6 protein-coding genes and 1 riboswitch are annotated in these 11934 nt (G+C 62.0%); of the genes, 2 read left to right on the top strand and 4 right to left on the bottom strand.

Annotated features, from left to right (window positions below; translation table 11 throughout):
• Positions 1-136: 136 nt before the first annotated feature.
• Complete coding sequence (locus AC1AYR_RS00785) at positions 137-1612, bottom strand: glycine--tRNA ligase (protein WP_476511068.1); 1476 nt, start codon at positions 1610-1612, stop codon at positions 137-139.
• A 183-nt stretch (positions 1613-1795) separates the two neighbouring features.
• Positions 1796-1904: riboswitch (TPP riboswitch) on the top strand.
• Between AC1AYR_RS00785 and thiM the strand changes: the two genes are divergently transcribed.
• Together thiM and thiC are read left to right on the top strand one after the other, a co-directional pair.
• A complete protein-coding gene (gene thiM, locus AC1AYR_RS00780; protein ID WP_476511069.1) occupies positions 1898-2764 on the top strand; it encodes a hydroxyethylthiazole kinase in 867 nt (288 codons plus the stop codon). (Overlaps the previous riboswitch by 7 nt.)
• Before the next feature lie 117 nt (positions 2765-2881).
• Positions 2882-5632: a phosphomethylpyrimidine synthase ThiC gene (thiC, locus tag AC1AYR_RS00775; protein ID WP_476511070.1), complete on the top strand. Its 2751-nt coding sequence runs from the start codon at positions 2882-2884 to the stop codon at positions 5630-5632.
• A 65-nt stretch (positions 5633-5697) separates the two neighbouring features.
• Here thiC and AC1AYR_RS00770 read toward each other — a convergent pair whose 3' ends face one another.
• The 3 genes from AC1AYR_RS00770 to lanM are packed head-to-tail and all read right to left on the bottom strand — an operon-like array spanning position 5698 to position 11771.
• Positions 5698-7869 (bottom strand): peptidase domain-containing ABC transporter, encoded by a 2172-nt coding sequence (locus AC1AYR_RS00770; protein ID WP_476555124.1) that lies wholly within the window; start codon positions 7867-7869, stop codon positions 5698-5700.
• A complete protein-coding gene (locus tag AC1AYR_RS00765; protein WP_476511071.1) occupies positions 7862-8638 on the bottom strand; it encodes an ABC transporter ATP-binding protein in 777 nt (258 codons plus the stop codon). The genes AC1AYR_RS00770 and AC1AYR_RS00765 overlap by 8 nt, the downstream gene beginning before the upstream one ends.
• A complete protein-coding gene (gene lanM, locus AC1AYR_RS00760; RefSeq protein ID WP_476511072.1) occupies positions 8631-11771 on the bottom strand; it encodes a type 2 lanthipeptide synthetase LanM in 3141 nt (1046 codons plus the stop codon). Before lanM ends, AC1AYR_RS00765 begins: the two co-directional genes overlap by 8 nt.
• Positions 11772-11934 lie beyond the last annotated feature (163 nt).

Raw genomic sequence — 11934 nt, 5'->3', positions numbered from 1 at the left:
TCTCATTCCCGCTCCCGCTGGCGGGAGCTGTCGAGCCGTAGGCGAGACTGAGGGTGGTCATCGGAGCCGACGAACCGCCCTCATCCAGCTCACGCCGGTCTCTCCGCCAGCGGGAACGAGTCACCTGAATCGCCGGTCAGTACAGACCGCCGGCCTCGTTGATCTTCACGGAGTCGGGCCACGCCTCGCCGCCCATGGCGACGGGCTTCATCGGCACGCGGGTGCGCTTCTCGCCGATGCGGGCGGCCACGTAGTCGGCGACCTTGTCGAGCGCGACGCGTTCCTGGTTCATCGTGTCACGGTCGCGGATCGTCACGGCCTGGTCGTCAAGGGTGTCGAAGTCGACGGTGATGCACAGCGGGGTACCGATCTCGTCCTCGCGACGGTAGCGGCGGCCGATGGCGCCGGACTCGTCGTAGTCGATCATCCACTCGTTCTGACGCAGGTCGGCGGCCAGATCCTGGGCGACGGACTGCAGCTGCGGCTTCTTGCTCAGCGGCAGCACGGCGGCCTTGACCGGGGCGAGACGCGGGTCGAGGCGCAGGACGGTGCGCTTGTCGACGCCGCCCTTGGTGTTCGGGGCCTCGTCCACGTCGTAGGCGTCGACCAGGAAGCACATGAGGGAGCGGGTCAGGCCGGCGGCCGGCTCGATGACGTACGGGACGTACTTCTCGCCGGTGGCCTGGTTGAAGTAGCTCAGGTCCTCGCCGGAGTGCTTGGCGTGCGCGGAGAGGTCGAAGTCGGTGCGGTTGGCCACGCCCTCGAGCTCGCCCCAGTCGGAGCCCTGGAAGCCGAACTTGTACTCGATGTCGACGGTGCGCTTCGAGTAGTGGGCGAGCTTGTCCTTCGGGTGCTCGTAGTGGCGCAGGTTCTCCGGCTTGACGCCGAGGTCCAGGTACCACTGGGTGCGGGCGTCGATCCAGTACTGGTGCCAGTCCTCGTCGGTGCCGGGCTCGACGAAGAACTCCATCTCCATCTGTTCGAACTCGCGGGTGCGGAAGATGAAGTTGCCGGGCGTGATCTCGTTGCGGAAGGACTTGCCCATGTTGGCGATGCCGAACGGCGGCTTGGAGCGCGAGGAGGTCATCACGTTCTTGAAGTCGACGAAGATGCCCTGCGCGGTCTCCGGGCGCAGGTAGTGCAGGCTGTTCTCGTCCTCGACCGGGCCGAGGTGCGTGCGCAGCATCATGTTGAAGTCGCGAGGCTCGGTCCACTTGCCGCGGGTGCCGCAATCGGGGCAGACGATGTCGGCCATGCCGTTCTCCGGCAGCTTGTCGCCGTGCTTCTCGGCGTAGGACTCCTGCAGCTTGTCGGCGCGGTTGCGCTTGTGGCAGTTGAGGCACTCGACCAGCGGGTCGTTGAACACGGCGACGTGGCCGGAGGCGACCCACACCGGGGTCGGCAGGATGATGGAGGTGTCGACGCCGACGACGTCGGGACGGGTGACGACCATCGAACGCCACCACTCGCGCTTGATATTGTCCTTCAGCGCGACGCCGAGCGGGCCGTAGTCCCAAGCGGAACGGGTACCGCCGTAGATCTCGCCGGCGGGGAACACGAATCCGCGACGCTTCGCGAGGGACACGACTTCATCAAGTTTGGACTGAGCCACAATGCACCTTCTGGTTTGAACGGTTTGGGGTCTTACAACCTGTTCAGACTACCGGTATACGCCGACCGGCGGGGAGAAGCCGTCGTGGTTACCACGATGACCCGCGACACGCAAGAGGTTCGGCGTGCCCACGCGCGGATTCGTCACAGGTTGTCCATATTGGCGCATAGCGTCGAAACCGATAACGCAATGCAGGGGAACCCGTAGCCACTCGGCGGGTTGAGATGGGCACACGCCCGACCCTTTGAACCTGTTGGTTAAGACCAGCGTAGGGAGCAGTGAGATATGAGCGAACCATCGCAACCCATCGACGACGATACGCGCGACCGCATCCGGTTGGCCGCGCAGGCGGTGAGGGAACGCACGCCGATGGCGCAGTCGTTCACCAACTTCGTGACCATCAACCTCGTCGCCAACGCGCAGCTCGCCGCCGGCGGCGCCGCGGCGATGAGCTTCCTGCCGGACGATGTGATCGACACCGCGTCCATGTCCGGCGCCGACTACATCAACGTGGGCACGCTGCTGCCCTTCTACAAGGACGCCTTGCCGAAGATCGCCCGGGCCTTCCACAAGGCCGGCCACCAGTGGGTGCTCGACCCGGTTGCGGCCGGCATCGGCGCCACCCGCACCGAGATCCTGCGCGCCTTCCGCGCCGCCCCGCCGACCATCGTGCGCGGCAACGCCTCCGAGATCATCGCCCTGGCCTCGATGTGGGGCCTCTTCTCCCCCGACGACGCGACGCGCCCGGCGGGCGTCGAATCCGTCGACGAAGTCGAAGCCGCCATCGACCCGGCGAAGATCCTCGCCCGATTCCTCGCCGGGTCCGCGCCCGGCGGTGAGGCGGCCGTTGCCGTCTCCGGGGCAAGCGACCTCGTCACCGACGGACGACGCGTCTACCGTCTTCCCGGCGGCAGCCCGATGATGGCGAAGATCACCGGTGCCGGCTGCTCGCTCGGCGGCGTGACGGCCGTCTATCTCGCCGTCGCGGACCCGCTGACCGCCGCGCTCGCCGCGACCGCGCTGTACGACCGCGCCGGCGAAGCCGCCGACAAGGTCTCGAACGGCCCCGGATCATTCCAGGTCGCCTTCCTCGACGCCCTGTGGAACACGACTCCCGACCAGATCGCCGCCAGCGAAATCCTCGTCAACTAACTCCATCACCCCTTCCCGCCCGCCGGCGGGGCTCCCGGCTCATCCGGGTGGGGTGGTTCCCCATCGCCGCCATACGGCACTCGACACTTATCCACCAACCAATCAAAGGAACAAGAAATGAGCAACGAATACCCGTACGCGTCCATGCGCGACGCGTTCGACCTGTCCGCGTACTTCGTGGTCGGGCCGGACGACTGCAAGGGCCGACCGCTGACCGACGTGGTCGACCAGGCCCTGCACGGCGGCGCGACGTTCATCCAGCTGCGCGCCAAGGGCGCCGACGCCTCCGAACTGACCGAGATGGCCCGCGACGTGGCGCAGATCATCGAGGACGCCGGCAAGTCCGATTCGGTCGCGTTCGTCATCGACGACCGCGCGGACGTCGTCTGGCAGGCCCGCCGCAAGGGCATCAAGGTGGACGGCGTGCACATCGGCCAGACCGACATGGAACCGCGCGAAGCCCGCGCCCTGCTCGGCGACGAGGCGATCGTGGGCCTGTCCGCCGAAACCGAATCGCTGGTCCGTCTCATCAACGAGCTGCCCGACGGCTGCATCGACTACATCGGTGCCGGCCCGCTGCATGTCTCCTCCACCAAGCCCGAAGCCTCGGTAGGCGGCAACGACGGCTCCGGCAAGACTCTGGACGCGCGCCAGATCGACACGATCTGCGCCGCCAGCGAGTTCCCGGTCGTGGTCGGCGGCGGCGTGACCGCGGCCGACATGGCGATGCTCGCCGGCACGAAGGCCGCCGGCTGGTTCGCGGTCTCCGCCATCGCGGGCGCCGAGAACCCCGAAGCGGCCACCCGCGCGATGGTCGAAGGCTGGAAGGCTGTGCGCGGCGACAAGCGCCACGGCTACGCCCCGCGCATCGTGACCCATACGCCGGCCGCCGACACGCAGGCCGCCCAGGAGGGCGCCGCCAAGCCGGGTGCCGAGGCCTCCGAGAAGAAGTTCACGAACGCCAAGGAGGCGAAGGAGGCGCAGAAGCTCGCCAAGCAGCAGCGCGTCGACATCGCCGCCCGCGGCTCCAAGCAGCGCGACAAGGCCCACATCCGCAAGACCAAGCCCGTCCACTTCGACTACCAGTACGGCTCCTACGACCTCGAAGTGCCGTACACGGAGATCAAGCTCTCCGACACGCCCGGCGTCGGCCCGAACCCGCCGTTCATCGACTACAACACCGAAGGCCCGAAGTGCGATCCGAAGGAGGGCTTGAAGCCCCTGCGCCTCGACTGGATCCGCGACCGCGGCGACATCGAGGACTACGAGGGCCGCGCCCGCAACCTCCAGGACGACGGCAAGCGCGCCATCAAGCGCGGCCGCGCCACGAAGGAATGGCGTGGACGCACGCACAAGCCGATGCGCGCCAAGGACCACCCGGTCACCCAGATGTGGTACGCCCGCCACGGCATCATCACCCCGGAGATGCAGTACGTCGCGACCCGCGAGAACTGCGACGTGGAGCTCGTGCGCTCCGAGCTGGCCGCCGGCCGCGCCGTCATGCCGTGCAACATCAACCACCCGGAGGCCGAGCCGATGATCATCGGCTCCCGCTTCCTCACCAAGCTCAACGCGAACATGGGCAACTCGGCCGTCACCTCGTCCATCGACGAGGAGGTCGAGAAGCTCACGTGGGCCACCAAGTGGGGCGCCGACACCGTGATGGACCTGTCCACCGGCAACGACATCCACACCACCCGCGAGTGGATCCTCAGGAACTCCCCCGTCCCGATCGGCACCGTGCCGATGTACCAGGCGCTGGAGAAGGTCGAGGACGACGCCTCGAAGCTCTCCTGGGAGCTGTTCCGCGACACCGTGATCGAACAGTGCGAGCAGGGCGTCGACTACATGACCATCCACGCGGGCGTGCTACTGCGCTACGTGCCGCTGACCGCGAACCGCATGACCGGCATCGTCTCCCGCGGCGGCTCGATCATGGCCGACTGGTGCCTGCGCCACCATCAGGAGAGCTTCCTGTACACGCACTTCGACGAGCTGTGCGACATCTTCGCCAAGTACGACGTGGCATTCTCGCTCGGTGACGGCCTGCGCCCCGGCTCCCTCGCGGACGCCAACGACGCGGCGCAGCTCTCCGAGCTGATGACGCTGGGCGAGCTCACCGAGCGCGCCTGGGCGAAGGACGTGCAGGTCATGATCGAGGGCCCGGGCCACGTGCCGTTCGACACGGTGCGCATGAACATCGAGATCGAGAAGGCCGTGTGCAAGGGCGCCCCGTTCTACACGCTCGGCCCCCTCACCACCGACACCGCCCCCGGCTACGACCACATCACGTCCGCGATCGGCGGCGTGGAAATCGCACGCTACGGCACCGCCATGCTGTGCTACGTGACGCCGAAGGAGCACCTCGGCCTGCCGAACAAGGACGACGTCAAGCAGGGCGTGATCGCGTACAAGATCGCCTGCCACGCGGCGGACATCGCCAAGCACCACCCGCACGCGCAGGACCGTGACGACGCGATTTCGAAGGCCCGCTTCGAGTTCCGCTGGCTCGACCAGTTCAACCTCTCCTTCGACCCGGACACCGCGATCGCGTTCCACGACGACACGCTGCCCGCCGAGCCGGCGAAGATGGCGCACTTCTGCTCGATGTGCGGCCCGAAGTTCTGCTCGATGGCCATCTCGCAGAACATCCGCAAGGCGTTCGGCGGCGCCGCCGCGCAGGAGCAGATCGTCAAGGACTCGCTCGCCGGCCGCATCCCGGCCACAGCGGATGCCGCTTCGGCCGCGGCCGACGGCGTCGTCTCCGCCAATGTGCTGAGCCCGGAGGAGATCCGCGCCGGCCTCGACGAGATGAGCGCGAAGTACGCCGCACAGGGCGGCAAGCTCTACTCCACCGCCACCGAATGATTCGGTTCCCGGTCGATATGGTGTGTCCCCTCTCTTCGGAGAGGGGACACACCATATCCGGAGATTCACTGGTCGGCGCGGTAGAGCCGTGCATACAAACCACCGGCTCGCATGAGTTCGTCATGCGAGCCCGATTCGACGATGACACCGCGATCCATTACGATGATACGGTCGAAATCACGGATCGAGGCAAGACGATGCGCCACGACCACGCAGGCGGCCGGTGAGTCGAGAATGCCGCGCATGATGCGGCGTTCCGTATCATTGTCCAGCGCGCTGGTCGGTTCGTCCATCAGCAGAAATCCAGGCTTATCGACCAACGCGCGGGCGATGGAGATCTTCTGCCGCTGTCCGCCAGACAGATTCATGCCGCGTTCGCTGATCATGGTGTCCAGTCCTGCCGCCGGATTCATCATGCAATCATCGATACCGGTCATCCGGCATACCTTATGTATCTGTTCATCACGAATCCAAGGACGTTCCAGCTTGATGTTCGCCCGCAGCGTGTCATTGAACACGACCGCATCCTGATGGACGAATGCGAGACGACTCATCTTCCACCATCCGGCCATGTCATCAATCGGCTTGCTCCCGTTGACGAGAATCTGCCCGCTTGTGGGCGGGATGAGTCCGGCAAGCATCTTCAGCAACGTGCTTTTGCCTGACCCCGTTGCCCCGACGATGGCGATTTTGTCACCATGACGAACATCAAGGTCCACATCATGCACCACGGGCGGCTCGAACGCCGTATACGAATAACCGACTCGACGCGCGTTCAAGGATTTCATGGTCCCGATGGAGGAATCACCCTGCTTGGCGACGACCCCGAAGGATTTCTCCCCGTCGATCACGGGCAGATGCTCGGGGATGATCTCGCAGATTCTGTGGATGTATGAACCGACGGCCGCGAACTGACCGATGGCGGTGACGATGCCGGAGAACGGACCGGCAAACGATGAAGACAACGTCATAAAACCGACGACGGTACCCAATCCGATGTCTCCGGAATGCACGAGAACCATGCCGAACGTCACCACGCACAGCGGCAATACGAACACCAGAGCCGAAGACAGAGACGACAGTCCCGCTTCAAGTCTGCCGCGTACGGTCTGCCAATGCAGTTGTCTGCCGAACCTGTCTGCCCATCGGTCGTAGAACTCATTCTCGAGGTTCAGGCTCTTCACCGTCTCGATGCCGGAGAAGGTTTCGATGAACGAGCGCTGCACGTCCGATTGCGCGGCGATTTCCAGATCGGTCAACCGGCGGTTATACCGCGCATACATGATGGATATCACAAGCACCAACGCACAGATGACCAGCGTCATCACGGTCAGCGGCATCGAGTAGGCGATCATCATGACCAGATAGACGACGAGGAACACGAAGGAGATCAGCGTATTCGTCAACCCGCCGGTGAGCATCTGTTCGACGACCATGACGAGGTTGGCCCGGTAGATCATGTCGCCGCTGGAACGGTTCACGAAGAACGTGAAGTCACGGCCGAGCGCACCGCTCATGTATCTGCCGAACAGATACCGCCCGAATTCGATTTGCACACGGGTGAGCACGAGCGTATTGAGCGCGGATACGAGATAATACGTCAGGACCGATGCGAGCAGTGCGCCCACGGCCACGTGGAGGAATCCGTCGTCGCCGACCACGGACCGATGGTCGATCAGATAGCGGGTTCCCGTCGGTACGATGAGCGTAAGCCCCTGTACCGCGAGAGCCAACAGCAGTGTTGCGACGGACAGCCACGGGTGAACCGATAGGAACCGCCGTAGAATATCCAACGTCGCGTTGCGCCAAAGCCGGTGCGGCACCGGCATGTCCGACATCTTTGCAGTCGGTTCCAGCAGCGCTCCGGAACAGTGTTCGGCCATCTGCCTGGAATCATGGACATGCCTTCCATCGGCGGGGTCGACCACGTGGAATCGTCCATGCGCAAACCGCTCCAGCACGACGAAGTGATGGTCATCCCAATGCAGCACACATGGCACCATCACTTCCCTTGTCATGGATTCCACACTGGGAGCCCTGAGCCCTCGCACATCGACACCGAGATCCGCAAGCACGGTGCCGACCTGTCCGATGCTGAGTCCGCCTCGTGGCGCACCGTACCGGGCACGCAGATCCTCCATAGAGATGCGGACACCGAACGCGTCGGCCACCATGGCCGCGCAGGCGAGTCCGCACTCGCTGTGTTCCCCTTGTTCGATGAAACGGATTCTACGCATGCGCTTGCGTCGTCTTCCTGACGCCGAAGTCGACCTTACGGTCCTCACGCCCCAGCGTGGCCGCATGCTCGAAGGACGCGTAATCCGCGAAGTCGGCGATGCGCGCATCCTCCACGATACGACCATGGTCGAGCACGATGATGCGATCCGTCACCTTCCAGCAGTAGTCGAGGTCGTGGGTGACGGTCAGCAGGGTTCGCCCGTCGGCGCGCAGCTCGTTCACGTAGTCGATGAGCAGCTTGCGCGTCATCGGGTCGATGGCGTTGGTGGGCTCGTCGAGCATGATCACATGCGGGTCGAACAACATGCCGGCGACGATTCCTGCGCGTTTGCGTAGGCCCGACGACAACTCGGAGACCTTCTTGTCGAGCTGGTCGCCGAGTTCGAACGCCTTGACCAGGGGCTGGTCCGCGAGCGCCGCCATATCGAACCGGTGCCCGGATTGCCGGTCGGCGAACAGCATGGCACGGAACCGGATGTTGTCGCGTACGGTCATCGTATCGATGAGGTTGCCCAGTTCGGTCATCTCGAACACATCGCGCATCGCAGGCACGAGTGCGGCGTTGATTGCACATTCCCCCTGCTGCGGGCGCAGCAGGCCGATCATGAGGTTGAGCAACGTAGTCTTGCCGACGCCGTTGTATCCGAGGATGCCGAGCGACTGGCCTTGGGGAACCGTGAGGTCGATGTCCTTGAGCACGGGCACCTTGTGCTTGTAGGCGAAGCTCAGGTGGTCGACGCGGATCATCCAAGCGGTATTATCATTCATTATCTTGCTCCTGTTCTCCGATTTCCAATGCGAGGATGGAAGGAATCGAGGGGTCTTGAACACGAAGCATCGTGTATGCGATTCCGACCGGTCCGAGGAAATATGATGAATCGACGAATTCGGGAATGCGGCCGAGTCTGAAATGACCTGCTTGCTTGGCTTCGGCGACCATGTCGTCCAATAGTCCCCGCGCCTGACGCAGATACCAATCATCTTGATGTGTGTGGTACATGGACACCAACGTGTCGATGGCCCCGCACCTACCGTGGCAGACGGTGTCGTCCGTCCACCGCGCCGACTCCAGCAGACGGCCGATTCCTTCCTTGTCCTGATATGCAGGTGGCGTATCCGTATTGAAGAACGGCTCTTTCTCCGGACCGTTCACGGATTCAAGTTCGTTCTGAGACCAAAGGACACCGATATCGCCGCGACACCATTTGATACCGGAACGCTCGCCTTGCGCGCCCCTTCTTCCCATGGCATGACGCCATAGATCATGCGCGAACTCACCGTATCTCCGTTCACCCATCCGACGGAACAAACGCCAGAACGTGACGGCCATGCCTTCCATGCCGTGCGCGGCACCGGAGGGGAACGTCTCCACGTCGTCATTCACCGTATCCGCCCATAGCCGTGTTGCCGAATCCATGACTGTATCGGCGAGTCTGCATAGCGGATTCCGCAACGAGTCATTCCCATACATATTCTGAAGGCGCAGATACAACGCCATCGCTCCTGACGCACCGGTCAGATAATCAAGGTTCACCGAACTCGGCACTCCCTCGCCTATCGTGGTCTCGGACGTCAATCGTGCGATGATATCGTTGACCAGCATTGGGAAATCATGTGCGGCTCGTTTCAGATAATCATTCACCTGCGGATTCCCGCATATGCGGTCCAATCGCATTGCGACATATACTTGCGACATCATGCCGGAGAATGCCGAGGGAGTAGCGTTTGCAGCGCGCACCCCCACCAGGGATCGGCGGCAATAATCCGTAAGGGTCTTGAGTCGTATATCACCGTTTTCGTGAGCCAATTGCGCCATCAGCAGGCAGATCCCGCCTTGCCCCATGTACAGATCCTTGTCCGGCATACCGGGAGAATAACGTTCCTCGCTCCCCTGTTCCTCGTCGCGACGGGCAACCATCCAGGAGATGGTGTCGTCTCCGACATAAGCGTCATCCGTCATGGCATGAACGAACCGTTCCACCATATTCATATACGAGGCACGGTCACACCTAACCGACGTATCGTCTCCGCATAGCGTATACGAGACAGGGTTCTTCGCGTCGAAGCCTCCGAGGGCATTGCGCAGGATACGGCGTTCCAACGGCACTTCCTTCATGAGATTTCGCTTACGTTCGAGAACGAGCTGTCTGATCGATCGGTCGAACGCATCCGCGATGACGGTGCCGTCACAACCGGTCATCGACCTTGAGTCCGATTCCGCAGTGAACATGGGGATGTCCCCATTCAACAACTGGTCATATTCACTGAGGCATATCCGCCTGTCCCGATAGGGATATGCATACAGGTTCTCCAATACCGATTCGACGTTGCGCATATCCCGCAACACGGAAGGATGATTGGTGAATCCGAGGAATCTGGCGTACCCGCTCGTGGATCGGGCGACTATTCTGGATGTGAAGGGATGCGTATCGAACAACCCGTCGATGTACTCCTCGGGAATGCTCTGCAACACATCGATCGTCTTGTCGAAGCCTCTGATGATATAGGTTCCATATTCCGCGGGATTCACCACGTCACGACCTTGACGCACAGCGATGCCGTTCTTCGACACGACCACGTCATGGCGCTCGTACCGCGGTAGATCGGAGTCCAAGCCGACCGGCACCAGTGCACCATCATGTATCGTTTGGTCATGCGGGTCCAAAGCGCTGATGTCCACTTTCTGCCCTTGGTCGCCGAGCGGCATGCGTGATGGCAGCAGACAGTTCGCCAGCGTGGAACAGCTCAAGCGATTCAAGACCATGTCATCGGCTTGCGGCAACGATCGCCTCAATGATACCCGGTTCGCCGCTACCGTCTCATAGTCGATGATGCGTGGATAGGCACCATCAGGCACGATATTCTCGTAATGCATGTCGTTGCCGTTCAGGAACCAGATCAGAGCGATGAGTTCCCCATACCGTGTGAAGTAATCTTCGATGTCATGCCCGTCGCGGCACTCATGGTGTCCGACGTATTCCTCGAACGCGTAATCGCCTTCATCAAGGATATCGGGAACACGTAGTGGCAGGAACCCCTCATATCGTTCGCACTCACCGGCAAGCCTCCGGAAAAAGCCATGAATGGATAACCGCCGAGGTTTGTAGACGATACGTTGCCCCTCATTCACGGTCAAGAGGATGACCGATCTGCCGCCATCATGGCAATCACCGCTATCGAGTGTGATCTCTCCGACACGGAGTCGCTCCGTAATATGCAGGAAGCAACGGATATCCTCCGCATCGTGTTCCACACGCATGGCGAATTCACGGATGAAATCGATGAAACGGACCGTCGTTTCCGTCAGCTTCCGGGCAAGCACGGGGTAGGAGCCGAAGACAGCATCGTATGCTTCCCGGGTTCCCAGCCATACGATGAATTCATCATGGTTGGAGAACGTCGGACGGCCCAGCATATGGGTATCCTCATTGGGATTCATCTCGCGACGGAAAACCCATACCAACGTCTTCAAGGCAATCTGCAGCAGCCTACCGGACAACGCCGTAGCACATGCTTCGACGCAGGCGTCCTCATTCCACATCAGGGGACCATGGATCGCGGTATCCAGGATGTGGCGCATCGCATACTTTACGAACGGCATGATGAACGTCGCGTAATCCCCGTTTGCAGGGGAATCGATTCCATCGACATGTTTCAGAATCTCATCCAGTACGCGCTCCCAAGGCAACTGCCCATTGACAGGCACGCCATCAGTTTCCAAGCACCATGCGTAACGGTTCATGTCATATCCGCGCAATGCGAGCATCGTCGTATAGTCGTCCATAGTGAGCGGTGTATTACGCTTCAGCCAACCGCGGATGACCTGTTCACCATCGGTGACGGTGACGTCTGGCATCAGCTTGTACCGTTCTTCCAATGTCAAGGCGTTCTCTAGATTCATATCATTACGCTTTCTGTAATTCATTAAGTTTGCTTGCAGTGCCTTTGCATAGGACCGGTACGGAGAACCTTCTCGATATCGCTGGACCAATACCGTCCCGAAGACCATGTTCCTCGACTTGAGGAACCGGTACACATAGTGAAGCCATTGATGACACAACCCG

Source organism: Bifidobacterium sp. LH_417, assembly GCF_056357035.1.
The sequence above is the reverse complement of the archived record's forward strand: the minus strand, read 5'-3'. Positions and strand labels throughout refer to the sequence as shown.